At 70.5% G+C, this 17,038-nt stretch carries 15 protein-coding genes; 1 reads left to right on the plus strand and 14 read right to left on the minus strand.

Going from position 1 to position 17,038, the window contains the following annotated elements; translation table 11 throughout:
* Nucleotides 1-90: 90 nt before the first annotated feature.
* From ACJMKZ_RS00100 to ACJMKZ_RS00155, 12 genes are all read right to left on the minus strand, one after another.
* Nucleotides 91-1,827, minus strand: a complete 1,737-nt coding sequence (locus ACJMKZ_RS00100) for a complex I subunit 5 family protein (protein ID WP_405231029.1) — start codon at nucleotides 1,825-1,827, stop codon at nucleotides 91-93.
* A complete protein-coding gene (locus tag ACJMKZ_RS00105; protein ID WP_405231030.1) occupies nucleotides 1,824-3,407 on the minus strand; it encodes a proton-conducting transporter transmembrane domain-containing protein in 1,584 nt (527 codons plus the stop codon). The genes ACJMKZ_RS00100 and ACJMKZ_RS00105 overlap by 4 nt, the downstream gene beginning before the upstream one ends.
* Complete coding sequence (locus tag ACJMKZ_RS00110) at nucleotides 3,404-4,897, minus strand: complex I subunit 5 family protein (RefSeq protein ID WP_405231032.1); 1,494 nt, start codon at nucleotides 4,895-4,897, stop codon at nucleotides 3,404-3,406. The genes ACJMKZ_RS00105 and ACJMKZ_RS00110 overlap by 4 nt, the downstream gene beginning before the upstream one ends.
* Nucleotides 4,894-6,333 carry a complex I subunit 5 family protein gene (locus ACJMKZ_RS00115; protein ID WP_405231034.1) on the minus strand — a complete coding sequence of 480 codons (1,440 nt, stop codon included), beginning with the start codon at nucleotides 6,331-6,333 and terminating at the stop codon, nucleotides 4,894-4,896. Before ACJMKZ_RS00115 ends, ACJMKZ_RS00110 begins: the two co-directional genes overlap by 4 nt.
* A gap of 6 nt (nucleotides 6,334-6,339) precedes the next feature.
* Nucleotides 6,340-6,669 carry a sodium:proton antiporter gene (locus tag ACJMKZ_RS00120; RefSeq protein ID WP_405231036.1) on the minus strand — a complete coding sequence of 110 codons (330 nt, stop codon included), beginning with the start codon at nucleotides 6,667-6,669 and terminating at the stop codon, nucleotides 6,340-6,342.
* The gene (gene mbhE, locus ACJMKZ_RS00125; RefSeq protein WP_405231038.1) at nucleotides 6,662-7,339 is read right to left on the minus strand and encodes a hydrogen gas-evolving membrane-bound hydrogenase subunit E; all 678 of its coding nucleotides are present in this window, start codon (nucleotides 7,337-7,339) and stop codon (nucleotides 6,662-6,664) included. The genes ACJMKZ_RS00120 and mbhE overlap by 8 nt, the downstream gene beginning before the upstream one ends.
* A complete protein-coding gene (locus ACJMKZ_RS00130) occupies nucleotides 7,329-7,658 on the minus strand; it encodes a Na(+)/H(+) antiporter subunit B (protein ID WP_405231040.1) in 330 nt (109 codons plus the stop codon). The genes mbhE and ACJMKZ_RS00130 overlap by 11 nt, the downstream gene beginning before the upstream one ends.
* The gene (gene mnhG, locus ACJMKZ_RS00135) at nucleotides 7,655-7,981 is read right to left on the minus strand and encodes a monovalent cation/H(+) antiporter subunit G (protein WP_405231042.1); all 327 of its coding nucleotides are present in this window, start codon (nucleotides 7,979-7,981) and stop codon (nucleotides 7,655-7,657) included. Before mnhG ends, ACJMKZ_RS00130 begins: the two co-directional genes overlap by 4 nt.
* Nucleotides 7,968-8,240, minus strand: a complete 273-nt coding sequence (locus ACJMKZ_RS00140; protein WP_405231044.1) for a monovalent cation/H+ antiporter complex subunit F — start codon at nucleotides 8,238-8,240, stop codon at nucleotides 7,968-7,970. The genes mnhG and ACJMKZ_RS00140 overlap by 14 nt, the downstream gene beginning before the upstream one ends.
* Nucleotides 8,237-8,758, minus strand: coding sequence for a Na+/H+ antiporter subunit E (locus tag ACJMKZ_RS00145; protein WP_405231046.1), 522 nt, complete (start codon nucleotides 8,756-8,758; stop codon nucleotides 8,237-8,239). The genes ACJMKZ_RS00140 and ACJMKZ_RS00145 overlap by 4 nt, the downstream gene beginning before the upstream one ends.
* A gap of 223 nt (nucleotides 8,759-8,981) precedes the next feature.
* Nucleotides 8,982-9,362, minus strand: a complete 381-nt coding sequence (locus ACJMKZ_RS00150) for a hypothetical protein (RefSeq protein ID WP_405231047.1) — start codon at nucleotides 9,360-9,362, stop codon at nucleotides 8,982-8,984.
* Between the two features lie 191 nt (nucleotides 9,363-9,553).
* Nucleotides 9,554-11,812 (minus strand): patatin-like phospholipase family protein, encoded by a 2,259-nt coding sequence (locus ACJMKZ_RS00155; RefSeq protein ID WP_405231049.1) that lies wholly within the window; start codon nucleotides 11,810-11,812, stop codon nucleotides 9,554-9,556.
* Between the two features lie 223 nt (nucleotides 11,813-12,035).
* On the opposite strand from ACJMKZ_RS00155, the gene ACJMKZ_RS00160 reads away from it, so the two are divergent.
* Entirely contained in the window at nucleotides 12,036-13,118 is a 1,083-nt protein-coding gene (locus ACJMKZ_RS00160; RefSeq protein WP_405231051.1) for an NAD/NADP octopine/nopaline dehydrogenase family protein, read from the plus strand.
* 64 nt (nucleotides 13,119-13,182) lie between these two features.
* On the opposite strand, the gene ACJMKZ_RS00165 is transcribed toward ACJMKZ_RS00160, so the two are convergent.
* On the minus strand, nucleotides 13,183-16,473 hold the full coding sequence (locus tag ACJMKZ_RS00165; protein ID WP_405231052.1) for a WD40/YVTN/BNR-like repeat-containing protein: 3,291 nt from the start codon (nucleotides 16,471-16,473) through the stop codon (nucleotides 13,183-13,185).
* 87 nt (nucleotides 16,474-16,560) lie between these two features.
* Entirely contained in the window at nucleotides 16,561-16,965 is a 405-nt protein-coding gene (locus ACJMKZ_RS00170) for a nitrous oxide-stimulated promoter family protein (protein WP_405231054.1), read from the minus strand.
* Nucleotides 16,966-17,038: the final 73 nt, after the last annotated feature.

The following is a 17,038-nucleotide window of genomic DNA, read 5'->3' on the forward strand; positions in this document are numbered from 1 at the left end:
CAATATCGGCACGGCGACTTCCCTCCTCTCGCTTCCTGCCCCCGATTATCGCACTCCCGGCTTCTTTCGTGGCCCCGTGAAAGCCGCAGCTCACATCAGCAGCCAGGCTGCCGTCACGCCGAGCACTGCCACGAGGGTGCCCGTAACGGACCAGGCCATGAGCCGGTCCTCCGCCGACGCCGCGAGCGACTCCCAGCGCGCATTGGCCCGCAGCCCCGCGCGGGGTGCCCTGTCACGGGCCGAGGCCGCGGCTGCGCCGAGACGCAGCGATGCGCTACGCGCCCGATCACCGGCTGCAAGCAGCAGACGCTCCAGCGCGATGCCCAGGTCGCCCGGCGGCAGGGCAGGCAGCGCGAAGAGGCGTCCCGTCCGCTGCAGGTAGTGCGCCGCGGCGGCCAGCAGTGCGGTGACCAGCAGGGGCTGCACCGCGCCCCACTGGGCGCGTCGGGCCAGCGCGGCGACGCGCAGGTCCGCGTCGCCGACCATCCACGGCAGGCTCAGCGCGGCGGCGAACAACAGCAGCCAGGGCGTCAGCAGCCCGGCGGCCGGCCCGCCTCCGGCGCCGGCCGGCCAGGCGAGCCTCAGGAATCGGAGCATCAGAAGCGCCGTGAGTACCGAGCTCAGCGCGAGCAGCCAGGGCAGGTGGTCGTGCCAGGGGCCGATGATGCCCGCAGCGCCCGCCTTGATGCCGGTCTTCGCCAGCAGTCCGGCGGTGAGCGGGGCGGCACTGAGCGAAAGGGCGGCCGTGGTGAGGACGAACCGGCCCAGCACGGCCACGCGCCCGCGCGCCGTCTTCATCACGGCGATACCGAGGAACAGCGTTCCCTTGGCAAGGCAGTGATGCACCATGAACACCAGTAGCGCGGTGCCAAGCAGGGGCCACCGATCGGGTGTGCCGAGGCCGAGGCCCACCGGCACCATCATGAGCCCCATCTGGCTCATGCTGGAGTAGGCGAGGACCGTCTTCGCCTCGCGCTGGGGCAGGCCCGCGAAGACGCCCCAGGCGGCGGTCATCAGGCCGGCCGCGGCCAGCGCCGAACCCCACGCGGGCAGCGCCGCCTCGCCGAGGGGCAGCAGCCGAATCCAGGCGAGCAGCCCCGCCTTGATCATGGCGCCGGAGAGTACGGCGCTCGCCGGCGTCGGCGCGACCGGGTGCGCCAGTGGCAGCCAGTAGTGCGCGCCGACCAGGCCGGCCTTCACGCCGAAACCGGCGATCAGGAGGCCGATGGCCGTTCCATGCTCGCCGGCCGCCAGGGTCGCGCGCAGCGTCGCGAATCCGGTGTCGCCCAGCCCGGCCGTGAGCATGAGCCCGACGATCACGCAGACTTCGCCGAGCACCGCCAGCGCGATGTAGTAACGACCCGCGTGGCGGGCCCGGTCGCTGCCGTCGTGCACGATCAGGCCGTAGGCGCCGAAGGTCATGACGGTAAAGCCGAGATAGAAGGCGATGGCATCCAGCGCCAGCAGCAACAGGAAGTTGCCCGCCATGGTCACGAGGAAGAAGGCGAAGAACGTATGCCGTCGCGGATCGTCCGCCAGCACGGATGACGCGGCCAGGCCCGCCGCGAGCCAGAGGCCGGTCATCGCGGGCAGCAGCGCCGCGCCGACGGCATCGATACCGAGCCTGCCGCCGAACAGCAGCCAGTGGTACTCCGAGCTGCCACTGCCGCCGAGCAGCGCGACCAGCAGCAGCGGCAGCGGTGCCCAGGGCGCCAGCCGCCCGGCCAGCGGCCGCGTCCTGGCCGGCGCCAGCGCCAGGCTGTGTGCGAGCGGCCAGCAGACGCCCGCAAGGACGGCGGCCGCGGCGACCGGGGCCGCGCCGGTCATGAGGCCAGCAGGGCCGCCGCGGCGATGGCGACGAGCAGCATCAGCAGCCCTGTCGCGGGCCACTGGCGCAGCATGAGTTCCAGGCGGGCGAGCCGTTCGGCCCAGGCGTCGCCCCGCCACAGCGCGGTCACGACCGCCTGCAGCCGGTCGCGCTCACGGGGCAGGCGGCCGAGACAGAACTCCCGGAGTGCCGGCGCCGCGCCGCGGGCCGTGGCAACGATGCTTTCTCTCGTCCGTTGCAGCCTGCCCGCCCCGGCGGGCCGGTTACGCGCGCGTACCGGCAGCAGGCCCAGCGTGATGCCGGCCGGAGCCGGCCAGAACGAATCGAATCCGGCCCCGCCCGCGCGCCACAGGAACCAGAGTCCCGCCACGGCGAGACCGCCGAGGGCCAGGGCCACGGCAGCGGCCTCGGCCGAGTCCGGGCCGGGTTTCCGCTCGCCGGTCCGTCGCAGCGCCATGGTGAGCAGCATGGTGGACGAGCCCGCGACCAGTGCGGTCAGGAAGCCGATGACGGCCGGCCGGTCCGCCGTAGCCAGTACCGCCGCATGGGCGGCCGCGAGGCCGTGGACGGCGAGCACGAGGGTTATCGACGCACTCCGCGCCCGGCCGCCGTGCTGCAGGCCGATCACCGGTACCGCGGCGCAGCAGGCCGCGAGCGACACGACGGTCCATGCCGAGACGGTGGTACCTGCAATCGCCGGCGTCGTAGCGAGCAGCAGCGCCGCCGTCATGGCGACGGCGTAGCCGAGTGTGCGGCGAGGCCCGGAGGCTCGCACGGCAGCGAATGCCGACCAGAGCCCGCCCGCCAGACCGAGCACGAGGATTATCGCAGCGATGTCCGGGTCCACGACGGCGCCCGCGGGATGCAGCAATTGCCGGCCCCCGATGAAGGCGGCGCCGGCGGGGACGCCGGCCAGCAGGATCGCGGTGGGCGCGCTGGCGCCGGAAAGCGCCGCCGGCAGCCAGCCATGGGCCGGTGGCATGCCGCTGCGCAGCAGCAGGGCGAGCCCGACAAGCATTACGAGGCCCGTTGTCATTCCCTGTGTCATTCCCTGGCTCATGCCCGCGCCCGGGTGAGCCGTGCCGTGCAGCAGCGCCTCGAATATCAACAGGTCGCTCGCGACCAGCAGTGTCACCAGCAGCCGCCCGCGCCATTGACGGTGCGCCTCGCTGGCGACGATGCCGTACAGGCCGAAGCCCGTCGCCAGCATGGCGGCGAACACCAGCGGCCCGCCGCGGGCAACCGCCAGAGTGACCGCGGCGGACAGGCCGAGCAGCAGCATCATCGGCGCGGGCCCGTCGGGCTGACCGCGCGCGAGCAGCGCTGCCGCCAGCCACAGGGCGCCGAACAGCAGCAGGGCGGGGCGGGAGGCACCATCCAGCGCGAGTGCCGTCCGGCCGCGGACCAGGAGATGGGTGGTCTCGAGATCCTGGGAAGTCGCCAGCAGCGCAACGGCGATGGTGAAGAACGCCGCCAGGGCGACCACCCAGCACCCGGCCTGCCGATCGCCGCGGCGGCTGAGGCCGAACCAGAGGACGGCGAGCAGCGGCAGCAGCGGCAATGCGACGAGGATGCTCATTCGCCGTACTTCCTCGAGGCGATGAACTGTACCCAGTCGAGGGGCGTGCCCGGCATGGTGGCGAACAGGCCCCAGACCAGCGCCGCCGCGACCGTGGCCAGCGGCGGCAGCAGCAGCACCAGCGGCGACTCCAGGCTGCCCGGCCCGGCGGCGCGGATACGTTCGTCCCGCGGCTCGTCGAACCAGGCCGTGCGCACGATGGGCAGGAAATAGGCCGCGTTCAGGATGCTGCTGCCGGCGAGCACGAACAGCACCCAGTCCTGCCCCACCTCGAGACCGCCGAGGCCGAGGTACCACTTGCTGACGAACCCGGCCATGGGCGGCATGCCGATCATGCCGAACGCGGCCAGCGTGAACGCGGCCGTGGTCCAGGGCATACGCCTGCCGATGCCGGCCAGCTCGCTCACCCGGTGCAGCCCGGCCGACTCCGCGTAGTTGCCGGCACAGAAGAACAGGGTGATCTTCATGAAGCCCTGGTGCACGAGATGCACCAGCCCGCCGATGGTGGCGATCGGACCGGCGATGGCGACCCCCAGAGTGATGTAGGAGACCTGGCTCACGGTGGAGAAGGCCAGCCGGCGCTTCAGGTTGTCCTGGAACAGCGCGCGCGTCGAACCGTAGAGGATGGTGAACGCCGCCAGCACGGCGAGCGGCAGCGTGACGCCCAGCTCGGCCGCGTACTCGACGCCGAAGACGTCGTAGACGATGCGCACGATGCCGAAGGCGCCGGCCTTGACCACGGCCACGGCGTGCAGCAGGGCGCTGACCGGGGCCGGCGCCACCATTGCCCGGGGCAGCCAGGCATGCAGCGGCACCAGCGCCGCCTTCACGCCGACGCCGAGGATGAGCACGGCGAACACGGCCCGCAGCACACCCGGGTCGATTCCCAGGCCCGCCACGAAGCCGCGATCCACGAACTCCAGCGTGCCGGTCAGGGCGTAGAGCCATACCGTCCCGGTCAGCAGCAGCACGCCGCCGAGCAGGGTGTAGGCCAGGTAGATGCGCCCGGCCCGGCGGGCTACCTCCGTCTCGCGGTGGACCACCAGCGGGTAGGTCGTGAGCGTCAGCGCTTCGTAGAAGACCAGGAAGGTGAGCAGATTGCCGGCCATGGCCAGGCCCACGGTGGCGGTCACGCAGAGGCTGAAGTAGCCGAAGAAGCGGCTGCGGTGCGGCGAGCCCTCCAGGTAGCCGATGGCATACACCGTGGTCGCCAGCCAGAGCACGGCGGAGAGGTTCACGAACAGCAGCGACAGGGCGTCGGCATGCAGGACGAAGTCGAGCCCGGGCACCAGCGGAATGCGCACCTCGAACACGACGCCGTGGAAGACGCCCACCATCATCAGGACCAGCAGCAGGATCTTCACCACGGCGCCGCCCAGGTTCAGCGTGGTGCGCAGCACCACCGCCCGCTCCGGCAGCGTGAAGATGATGAGGCCCGGTATCAGTGAACTGGCCAGGATGGCGAGGGGCAGCCAGGCACTCACCGTCACGGCAGCACCCCCTCCAGCAGCGACAGCGCCCACGGGGCGATGAACCCCAGCGAGACGGCGGCGAGTGCGAGAGCCAGCGAGGTCCATTCCATGGTGCGCGGGACAGCATGCTCCTCACGGGCGTGGGAAGACTCCGTGAAGGCGTAACCGAGCACGCGGAAGACGTAGGCCGCAGTCAGCAGGCCGCCGACGACAATGACCAGCGCCCAGTGCCACAGACCCTGCTCCAGCGCCGACTGCAGCAGCATCCACTTGCCCACGAAGCCGCCCGTGGGAGGCAGGCCGGCGAGGCTGATGCCGGCCAGGGCGAAGGCGGCCGTGGTGAGCGGCATGCGGTCCACCACCCGGTCCAGGCCGTCGATGTCGTCGTGACCCTGCTCCATCATGATGCTGCCGGCGGCGAGGAACATCGCGCCCTTTGCGCAGGCGTGGGAGACGGCGAGATAGATCGAGCCGCCCCAGGCGAGTGCCGGGTCCGATGCCGCCAGCGGGAAGGCCAGGAACAGGTAGCCGAGCTGTGCCGCCGTGGAGTAGGCCACCAGCAGCTTCAGCCGGCGCTGCCTCAGCGCCTGGAACGAGCCCCAGAATACGGCGACGGCGCCGAGCGACCCCAGCAGCAGCGCCAGCCCCTCGTCCGCGGGCTGGAAGGTGAACCACAGCCGCAGCAGCACGTAGAACGACGCCTTGACCACGAGGGCCGAGAGCAACGCACTGACCGGGGCCCTCGCGCTGCCGTGGGCCGGCGGCAGCCAGACGTGGAACGGGAACAGCCCCGTCTTCAGCAGCATGCCGGCCACCATCGCGCCGAGCGGGATGCCGAGCTGCAGGCCGTCGTCGGCACGGGCCGCCAGCAGCGTGAGGTCCAGGGTGCCGTAGGCGCGGTACAGGAGCGCGATACCGACCAGGAAGGCCATGGAGCCGCACAGGCTCACCAGCAGGTAGCGCATGGCGCCGAGCAGCGCCGGGCCGCTGCCGGCCAGTGCGACCAGGGCCACCGCTGACAGCCCCAGCAGTTCGAGGGTGACGTACAGATTGAAGATGTCGTTCGTCTGGAACAGCGCGTTCAGCGCCGCCCACAGGAACAGCCACAGCGGCCAGAAGCCGCGCGCCTTGTCCGGCGTGGCCGCCAGATAAGGCCGGGCGTAGACGCTGACCGCGGTGCCCACCACGGCCGCCATGGCCAGCATGATGGCCGACAGCCCGTCGGTGTGGAGGTCCACGCCGATCGGTGCGCCCCAGCCGCCCATGGCATGGGTGCGGGGGCCGAACGCCGCCACCTGCCACACGAGTGCCAGGGAGACGGCGGCCGTCGCGAGGCCGAACGCGAAGCCGGTAGTCACCGCCCGCCGCGGCCACAGGAAAGCGAGCAGTGCGCCGGCAAGCGGCACGGCGACGGCCCAGATCGTCCACGGCGTGTCGATCATGAAGGCCTGCATGTCGGTCTACCGCAGCGGCCCGTCGGTCGGCGCCGGCTCGCGGTCTTCCGGCAGCAGGGCGCGGCCCGTGGACTTGGCGATCCGCAGCACCAGTGCGAGACCCAGGGCCGTGGCGGAGATACTGACCACGATCCCCGTGATCACCATCGCCTGGGGCACCGGGTCGACGCCGGCGTGCCCGATGGCGCCGGCGCCCACGAGCAGCAGGAATGCGCCGCTGCTCATCAGGTTCAGGGCCAGTATCTTGCGGATCAGGTGGTCGCGCAGCACCACGGCCCAGCTGCCGATCAGGAATACTCCCAGCCCTCCGACCGCGAACAGCAGGCCGCTATCCATCGCTGTCACCCGGGCGTCCGCCGATGAAGAGTCCCGTCAGTATCAGGGCGATAGCCACGGTCGCCGCCATCTCGATGAGCAGCAGCAGGGCACCGCCGAGGGGCTCCGGATATTCGAGGAACCGCCCGCCCGCCGCCATCACGCCGAGCGCCACGGCAAGGAAGACCCCCAGTCCGGCGACGGCGCCCGCCCGCATGGGCTGTTCGGGCAGGCGCGGGCCGCGGCGCCGCTCGGAGAGGACGTAGAGCACGGCCGCCGTCGCCAGCACGGCGCCCGCCTGGAAGGCGCCGCCCGGCCCGTCTGCACCCACCCACAGGAGATAGCCGCAGATCATGGGGAACAGCGGCGCGATTACCCGGGTCAGGCCGATCAGCACCGGACTCGGGTTGGTGGGCAGCGTGCGATGCGCCCGCCCGAGTGACCAGACGCCGGCCAGCGCCGCCGTCAGCACGGCCATCTCGAGCAGGGTGTCGTAGCCGCGGAAGTCGAGCAGCACGGCTGTCACCGGATTCGGCGCCGCGGCTCGCGGCAGCGCCGCATGGATGGCGTCGCCGAGGCCGGGTGCAACCGGCGTCGTCATGAGCGCCAGGCTCACGCCGGCCGCCACCGCCAGGAGCGCGAGCCCCAGTACCGATCGCAGCAGACGGCGTTGCCACCGGTCAGCCCGCATCGGCGTCTCCCTGTGCACTGGCGTCCGGCTCCTGCCCGGCATCCTCTTCCGGCTCGTCCTCACCGTCGGGCGTACCGGAGCCGGGCGGGAGCGCGCCCCAGGTGGCGAGCAGCAGGGCGCCGGTCAGACCCGCTCCTATCGCCGCTTCGGCGAGCCCCACGTCGGGCGCGCCGAGACGGATCCAGACGAGAGACAGCACCATGCCGAAGGCGATGAACAGCACGATGCCGCGGAACAGATCCCGGCTCCATAGGGCGGCCCAGGCCACCCAGAGCAGCACCAGGACGAGCACGAGGTCCAGCACGAGCCCCGCGTTCACGGCGCCGTCCAGGGGCGGATACCCCGGCGCAGACCGGAGCGCGCGATCAGGTGGGAGGCGGTGGCGCCCGCGAGCAGCACCAGTGCCCAGATCACCAGCAGCTTGCCGACGGTGGCGAGCGAATCGGCGCGCAGCGCCAGCCCGAGCACGGTCAGGCCGAGGCCCACGTTGTCCGCCTTGGTCAGGGCGTGAAGCCGGCTGTAGAAATCCGGGAACCGCAGCATGCCCACGGTGCCGGCGAAGAAGAAGGCCGCGCCGGCCGCGAGCAGCAGGATGCTGGCGAACTCCATGGCACGCTCGATTGCGAATTCAGTCGGGGACATCCTCGGCCCTCCGGCTCCAGACGCGCTGCACGAAAGCGACGGCGGCCACGGCCGCCAGCAGGGCGAAGACCAGCGCCACGTCGCGCAGCGCGGGTTGCTGCGTGCCGTCGGCGAGCAGCAGCAGGGTCGCCACTGCCGTCGTGCCGAACAGCTGCGCGGCGAGCATGCGGTCCGCCGCGGTAGGCCCGCGCATCACCCGCCACAGTCCGGCTGCCAGGTTCAGCAGCAGGAAGGCGGCGATGACGAGCGGCACATTCATGCCGACGGCTCCAGCGGCACGGCGAACACGGCGGCGATGCGCGGCTCGAGGTCGGCCACCATGCGGTGCAGGTCCTGACGGGCGTCCAGCGCGTGGACGGTCAGTCGGTTGCCCTCGAGGTCTGCGCTTAGGGTGCCCGGCAGCATGCTGATCACGTTGGCGAGCGCGATGCGCGACGCCCCCTCGGGCAGCCGCAGTTCGTGCCGGACCGTGCCGGGGTAGAGCGGCATGTCCGGATGCAGCGCGCGCACGGCCACGTCCACGGCCCCGGCGAGGGACTGGCGAGCGAACCAGGGCAGGAACCGGAGCAGCCCGGTCAGGGACAGCAGGGGGCCCTGCCAGAGCCGCAGGCTCAGGAGGGTGGCTGCGGCCACCGCGGGCGCACCCACTGTCCAGCTGGCGGCGCTGCCGCCGCCGAGCAAGACCCACAGCAGGCAGAAGAACGCCGCGCGCCGAGTCCCGCGCAGCCAGCGGTTGCCGCCGGCGATGCGCACTGCGGGACTCGGACGCTCGGGCATCGATGTTCCCTCGTATCCCCCCGAAAAGTCTATCGTTCCCCCAATGCGCCGGACAGCGCGGTTTACCGCAAGTTTCTAGGGTCTGTTAGCGCGGACAGAGGGCAGAAAAAGACCCGGTCCGCGGTCTCCCGCGGCCGGGTCGTTCGCCGGATCATGGCGGCGGGGGATCGTGCGGCGGAAGACGGGCATCGCCCGCTCTCCCGCAGCGCCGGATGCCCGGATATCAGTTCATGGTCTGGACTTCGGCGCGGATTACCGCATTGGTGTCCAGTTTCTTGGCGGGTTCGAGGGAGATCTCCTTCGCCTCGATCCGCATGCAGTCGCCGCTCTCGATCATCGCGCTGCTGTCGTCGTACTTCACCTTCAGCGGTACCAGATGGCGGCTGTCGCCGGTGCAGATGCGAACGATGTGCTCTTCCTTGTAGTCGAGGACCTTTTTGCTGTCGTCCTCGAAGAAGTAGTACTCGTCCGGCGCGGTGTACATCCAGGCCCGGTACTCGAGGATGGATTCGTAGTTCTCCGCCTCGGCCTGCGCCGGCGCAGGAGCGGCGGTGAACGTCGCAGCCATACCGATCAGGACTGCAATTGCGGTCGCGTATCTCATGCTTCCTCCTTGTTGCGTCGGTTTCTCTCTCCCGGAATGAAGCAAGAACCGTACCGGTCCGCCGCGAAGCGCCTGCGCCGGGGCCTGCGGCACGACGCGGACGGTGGGGAAGGCCGCAGGCGGAGCCGCCGGGGCGAAAATGCTGCAGGCGTCTGCTGCAGAATCTGCAGCTGCCCGGCGCCGGACCGCTGTCAGTGAGTCTCGTCCAGGAGAGAGCCTTCGGAGACGGGACGGCCAAGGCTGAACTGCAGCTGCCAGCGGCCGTCGTCCGCGAAGCCGAGCGACAACAGCACGGGACCGACGGGCGTGCGCCCGGCCAGGGAGCCGGCCAGACCGTACAGCGTCTCCTCGTCGACGCCGTCCACGCGGCCTTCCGGACGGCCGGCATGCAGACGCAGACCCGCGTACAGCGCCTGACCGAATACCGGCGAGATCTCCGCGACCCGCCAGTAGTAGCTGGCGCCGGCGAACCAGTAGCCGCTGCCCCGCAGCTCCCCCGGCCGCAGGCCCGGGAAGGTGCGGATGCCGCCGAGCCGGAACTGGCGGTTCGGCGGCAGCTCGCCGGACAGGCCGGCGCCACCGCCGAGCGTCAGGCTGAGCGAGTCGCCGCGCCAGTCGAAGGCCCGGCTGTAGACGCCCTCCACCAGTTCGTAGGCTTGTTCGCCGCCGAGCCAGTCGCCGGAATGGAGGTAGCGCAGGTTGACGTAGGTGCCCCGGGTGGGCAGTGCCACGGCGTCCCGGGTGTCGTAGATGCCGCCGAGCACGATCGCCGAATCGCCGAGATCGTCGATCTCCGGCAGGAACGAGAGGCCCGTGTCGATGTCCACGTCCAACTGGCCGTGGCGCAGCCCGGCGCGCAGCTGCGCGCGGGTGCCGAGATTCACGCCGAAGTCGAGCTGGCCCCACGTCTCCGTCAGCTGGTAGGTGGCGATGCGGTCCTCGCCCAGGAACACGTCCTGCAGGTCGCTCTCGATGCGGCCGATGGCCTGGAGGAAGAAACGCTGCCGGATGTCCAGCGGCTGATGGAAGTCCGTCTGCAGCAGACTCTGCTGGCCAACCTGCAGCGCGCTGTGCCACTCGCCGCCCCGCCGGTTCAGCCAGGTGCGGGTATAGTCGGCCCGCACCAGACCCTGAAGATCGTCCGGCTCGTTGGCGGTCAGGCCCAGATCGAAGCGCAGATAATCGGGACCCCAGGATTTCTCCATCGGGCTGATGGTCAGCACCCGGGCACCCGGCGGGCCGTTCACCTCGTAGCTCACCCGTTCGAAGTCGTCGAGGGCGAATATCCGGTCCGTGTCCTCGGCGATCTGGTCCATCGTCACCTTTACGCCGGCGGTGGCGTGCTGCAGCTGCGCACGGACGTAGCTCGCGTTCACGCGCTCCAGACCTTCGATCCGGACCTCCGCCAGTTGCAGTGTCCGGCTGCCGCCGTTGCCGATCGATTCCCGCCAGTGCGCGTACTGTGCCTCCGTGACCGCGTAGCGCCGGAGCGATTCCCGCATGCGTTCGGCCGCAGCCCTGCCCGCATCGATGGCCTCCGGCACCCGGTGGAAGTCCGCGGCCGTGATGTCTCCGATCGGCACCTCGATGCCGACGTCCCGCCCCGTCAGGCTCGCGATCTGCTGGTTCTGGTTGGCGACCACTGCCACGTCCAGGGCGCGTCCCAGCAGCGAGATCGCCGAGCCGAGTTCGTCCGGCTCCGGCTGGGGCGTCGACAGCCAGACGGCGATCACCACGTCGGCGCAGAAGTCGCGGGCGATGTCCACCGGCAGATTGCGCATCATGCCGCCGTCGGCCAGCACCTGCCCGTCCCGACTGACCGGAGCGAAGACTCCCGGCACCGCCATGCTCGCGCGCAGAGCGAGCGACAGGTCGCCGCTGCCGAGCACCACCATCTCGCCCGCCACCATGTCGGTGGCGATGGCACGGAACGGGATGGAGAGATCGTCGAAGTCCGTCGTGAGCCTGCCCGAGGAGACCAGCTTACGGATCATCTCCTCGATGTTCTGTGTGCGCAGCAGGCCGCCGGGCGTCGTGAGTCCGCGGCGGCTGACGCCGATCTCGAGGGAGTTGGTGTAGCTGCGCGTCGCCAGCTTCTCCTGGATGGGCGTGCGCCGGCGCAGCCCCTTGCCGCCGACGGTCCGCGACCAGTCGGTGCCCCGCACGATGCTCTCGATGCGCGCCGGCGGCATGCCGGCGGCGAGCGGCGCCCCCACCAGCGCGCCCATGCTGGTGCCGACGATGCAGTCCACCGGGATGCGCAACTCGTCCAGCACGCGCAGCACGCCGATGTGGGCCGCGCCCTTCGCGCCGCCGCCGCCGAGCACCAGCCCGATGCGGGGGCGTCCGGCCGGCAGCGCGTCGTCAGCCGTCGCCGCCGGCTCTGCCGCGGACACGCCCGATGGCAGCGCCGCGACGATAATCACGGCAATTGCCATGGCGGTCGCCATTCCGCTTGTCCTGACCGCCGCCGCAATCGTCGCCGCCGGGACGCGCAAGACGCGAAATACGTTGTGATTCGGCTTCCTCATCGCTACCGGATACGAACCATGCAGGGGCAATCCGATATCGTAGCATCGGGCCGGGACGGTCAGAGCGGACCGCGTGATATGCGGATACCGGCCGCCGGCCCGAACCGGCAGAATAGGCGCCGATGCAGATCGGGAGTCCAGTATGAGAATAGCGGTACTCGGCTCGGGCGCCGGCGGCACGGCCGTCGCCTTCGATTGCGCCTCGCACGGTCACGAGGTGCGCCTGTTCGACTTTCCCCGTTTCGCGGAGAACATCGCCGCCATCGCAGCGGCGGGCACCATCGTCGCGGACGGCGATATCGCCGGAAGCGCGCCCGTGGCTTATGCGGGTCACGACATCGACGAGGCGCTGGACGACGCCGATCTGGTCTACGTCGTCGGCCCTGCCTATTCCACCGAGCCCTTCGGCGAGGCGGTGCGCGGCAGGCTCACTGCCGGGCAGACGGTGATCGTCTCACCGAGTTCCTGCGGCGGTGCGCTCGCCTTCCGCCGGTCGGCCCGCCTCGGCCGTGGGCGTGATGCCGTGCGTCTCGCCGAGACCTCGACGCTGCCGTACGCGGTACGCCTCGTGAGCCCCGGCAGCATCCGGGTGTTCCTGAAGCTGCGCGCGGGCAATCTGCTGGCGGCGCTGCCGGGTTCGGAGACGGCTGCCGTGCTGGAGGGCATCGCCGACGTCTATCCGGGCATGGAGCCCGCCCGCAACGTGCTGCAGACGAGCCTGCAGAACGCCAACCCGGTCATCCATCCGGCGGTGACGCTGGCCAATGCTGCGCGCATCGAGGGCACCGGCGGCGATTTCCTGTTCTACGAGGAAGGCGTCACCGACTCGGTCGGCCGACTGATCGCCGCGCTGGACGGCGAACGCATCGCGATCGGCCGTGCGCTGGGGCTGGACATCCGCCCGGATCCGGAGATGGGCGTACGCCAGGGCTACATGCAGGAGGCCAACTACGGCTCCGGCTACCGCGAGGCGCCGGGCTTCCGCGGCATCGGCGCGCAGCCCGCGCTGGACCACCGCTACCTGAACGAGGACGTGGGCTACGGGCTCGTGTTCATGGCTCGCCTGGGTGATCAGGCGGGCGTCGCGACACCGATGATGAATGCCGTCATCCGGCTCGCTTCCGTACTCATGGCCCACGACTACGCCGCCGAGGGCAGGCGCACGCCGGAGACGCTCGGTATAGGCGCACTCGGCCCCGACGAGCTGGAGAAACGGCTGGGCTAGGCGGGCGTCCCGCGCCGGCATCGGGTTTCTTCCGGACGCCGGCACGGATCACGCACGGGATCACTTAGGGCGCCTGCCAGTCCGGCAGACGTCCCGGCGTCCAGGGTGCGCCCACGCCTTCCAGCCGGCTTTCGATGGCCCTCAGCTCGTCCCGCACCCCACGCAGCTCGGACAGGGCGTCCGAGAACTCCCGTGCCGCGATGTCGTACGACGTCTCGTACTGCGCCGGCACCGGGAACTGGGTCCACACCTGTGAGGTGTAGATGGTGTTCACCCGGGTCGCCACCGGCATGGCTGCCGGCTCGTTGCGCGAGGCCACGGTGGTGTCGCCGGTGAGGGCGACCGCCACGTCGGCCAGGCGGTTGGACAGCCGCACCAGTTCCTCGAAGTCGGCCGGCGACCGGCCGGGCGTCTCCAGCAATGCGGCCTGCAGATGGTCGATGCGCGCGCGGTATTCCTCCACTGCCTGCACCGCTCCCTTGACCGCCCGCTGCAGCTCGGCGGCCTTCAGCTGGAAGGCCTGCAGGGCGCGGCGGTCGTCGGTGATCTCGGGGCTGTTCTCCAGCGGTTTCACCGTGAATGCCTCGGGCAGGCCGACCGTGGTGAGCTCGCCATCGACGAGCCGCGCCAGCTGCACGCTGTACTGGCCGGGCAACGCCAGCGGCCCCACCGGCTCGGACTCCCAGTACATGCGCTGCTCCGGCTCGCCGAGGACGATCGGGTCCGGCGGCGGCAGGCGCAGGTCCCAGGCCGAGCGGTGGAAGCCCTCCTCCGTCTCGCCGCTGACCTGGCGCACGAGCCGGCCCTCGGCGTCGCGTACCAGCAGGAGCAGCTGCGGCTCCTCCTCCCGGTCCTCGGCGCGCAGCACCTCCCAGTCCGGGTAGGGCGTGTCGCCGCCCTCGATCTCCACCTCGATCTCCCGGCGCCGGCGCTCCTTGCGCGCCGGCAGCAGGGGCTCTTCCAGGTAGTAGCTGAACATGGCGCCGTAGGGCGGGTTCGGCGCGGCGTAGAAGCCGCTGCCCATGGACCCTTTCCCCCGGTCGTCCCAGATGTAGCCCTCGATGTAGAGCCACGGGTCACGGACGGGGAACAGCTCCGTGTCGCCGAGTTCGTCGGCCGGGGTCCGGAGCGGCGTGTAGTCGTCCAGGATCCAGATGCCGCGGCCGAACGTGCCCACCACGAGGTCGTTCTCCCGGCGCTGGATTTCCAGGTCGCGCACCGCGATCGTGGGGAAGTCGCCGCCCGTGAGTTCGTGCCAGCTCTCGCCGCCGTCCTGGGTGAAGTACAGGCCGAACTCGGTGCCGACGAACAGCAGGTCCGGGTTGACGTGGTCCTCGGCGATGGTGTGGGCGGAGCCCCGGGCCGGCAGGTCGCCGGTGATCGGCCGCCAGCTGCGGCCCCGGTCCGCGGTCTTCAGCACGTAGGGCTTGTAGTCGCCGCGCTTGTGGTTGTCGAACACGGCGTAGGCCACGTCCGGGTCGTGCACCGAGGCGACCACGTCCTCGATCAGGGACATGTCCGGCACGCCCGGGAAGCTGGTCGTGCGTCTCCACGTCTCGCCGCCGTCGCTGGTGACGTTCATGACGCCGTCGTCCGTGCCCACGTAGATGACGCCCTCCAGCACCGGACTCTCGCTGAGGCCGATGGCCGCGCCGTAGATGGAGGTGGAGTCGTTCTTGGCGATGGTGTCCACGCTCCAGACCCGGCCCATCACCTCCAGCTTGTTGCGGTCGAGCCCGCGGGTGAGGTCCGGACTCACTTTCTCCCAGCTGTCGCCCCGGTCGTCCGAGCGGAACAGGTACTCCGCCGCGTAGTACAGCCGGTGCGGGTCGTGGGGGCTCACCAGCAGCGGCGTGTTCCAGTTCCACTTGTAGTTCTTCTCGCCGCTCTCCGGCAGCGGCGTGATGGCGATGCGCTCGCGGGTGCGGCGGTCGTAGCGCACCAGGCCGCCGTACTGGTACTGGGCGTAGATGATATTCGGATCGTTGGGATCGAACTGGGGCTTGTAGCCGTCGCCGCCGAGCACGAAGGTCCAGTCGGAGTTGGTGATGCCGTGGACGACCGTCGTACGCGAGGGCGCGCACAGCGAGTTGTTGTCCTGGGTGCCGCCGCAGACGTTGTAGAACGGCTCGGCGTTATCCGGCTGGATGCGGTAGAACTGGGTCACCGGCAGGTTGCGCACGTGGCGCCAGGTGGTGCCCCCGTCCCAGGTCTCGTAGATGCCGCCGTCGCCGCCGATGTAGAAGTGATCCGTGTTGTCCGGATCGATCCAGAGGGCGTGGTCGTCGACATGGCGGAACTCCATGCCGAGCTGGCGCCAGGTCCTGCCGCCGTCTTCGGAGACGTGGGTGACGGTGTCCAGCGCGTAGACCCTGTCGGCGTCCAGCGGGTCGATGACCAGCTCGTTGTAGTACTGGGGGCTGGTGGTCATGTGGTCCGAGCGCTTCTCCCAGCTGTTGCCGAAGTCGGTGGAACGGTAGACACCCTGCTCCTCCTCGTTCGCCTCGATGATGGCGTAGAGAATGTCCGGCGCCGACGGCGCCGTGGAGATGCCGATCTTGCCCATGTTGTCCTCGGGCAGGCCGGCGGTGATCTCTGTCCAGGTCTCGCCGCCGTCGGTGGTCTTGTGGATGCCGCTGCCGGGGCCGCCGTTGATCAGCGTCCAGACGTGGCGCCGGCGCTGGTAGCTCGCGGCCACGATCGTGTCCGGGTCGGCGGGGTCGACGACGAACTCGTTCACGCCGGTGTGCTCGTCGATGGCCAGGATGCGGGCCCAGGTCTCGCCGCCGTCGGTGCTGCGGTACAGGCCGCGGTCGCCGCCGTCGCTCCACAGCGGTCCATGGGCGGCGACGAGCACGAAGTCGCTGTCGTCCGGGTGGATCCAGATGTGGCCGATGTGGCCGGAGTCCTTCAGACCTTCGTGGGTCCAGGTGTTACCGCCGTCGATGGACTTGTAGACACCGTCGCCGTAGCCGACGCTGCGCTGGGCCTTGTTCTCGCCGGTCCCGATCCACACCGTATCCGGGTCCTGCGGGTCGCGGGCGATCACGCCGACGGCGTAGGCGCCGTAGTCGTCGAATACCGGCGTCCAGGTCGTCGTGTCATCGGTGGTCTTCCACAGGTTGCCCGATGCCACCGCGGCCAGAAACTCCTGGGGCTTGTCCGGGTGGAAAGACAGATCCGCGATGCGGCCCGAGCTGATCGCGGGTCCGATGGTCCTCAGCGGCATGGAGGCGAGCGGATGCGCTTGCTCCTCGTCGGCGGCTTGCGTTCCCGGCGGCGCGACGAGTGCGGCGGCGAGAGCCAGGACGAAGACGGTGGCAGATCGGCGTGAGCGGGAGATTCGGGGATGCATCGGGTTTTACTCCTTTGCGAACGCGGCGTGCGGCGGCCGCTGGCGCGGCCGTGCGTCGAAAAGGCGGGAGTATAACCGCCGCGCGGCTCAGCGGCCGGCGGAGCGCTTGCGGCGGAGTTCGAGCGGATGGGGGACGCGGCGGCGTCCGTCCACCAGGTGCATCAGCGCCAGCCAGGGGTGGCGCCACATCATGCGCGGCCCCGAATAGCGCATCACCGTGCGGGCGAACTCCCGCGGCTCGCGCTTGTAGCAGTGGATCGGGCAGTTGGCGCAGGTGGGCTTGTCCGCGCCGTAGGGGCATTTCTGCAGCCGCCGTGCCGCATAGGCGAGGAAGTCCGTGCATTCGGCGCAGGGCGTGCCGCTCTCGTGGCGGTCTTCCGCACGACTGCCCGATTGATGATGGTCGCGGCAGTACAGGGCGACCATGTGGCGCATGGTCTTCTGCTCCCGGTACAGGCGGCCGCGCAGCGGTGTCTGTTCGTGGTGTGTCATGGCAGTCGCTTCCCCATGGCGTGTGATGATGACAGTCGTGGCGTCCGTGCCCGATCCGTAGTTGCCACTATCG

The organism is Lentisalinibacter salinarum (genome assembly GCF_040706555.1).
GTDB lineage: Bacteria > Pseudomonadota > Gammaproteobacteria > Steroidobacterales > Woeseiaceae > Lentisalinibacter > Lentisalinibacter salinarum.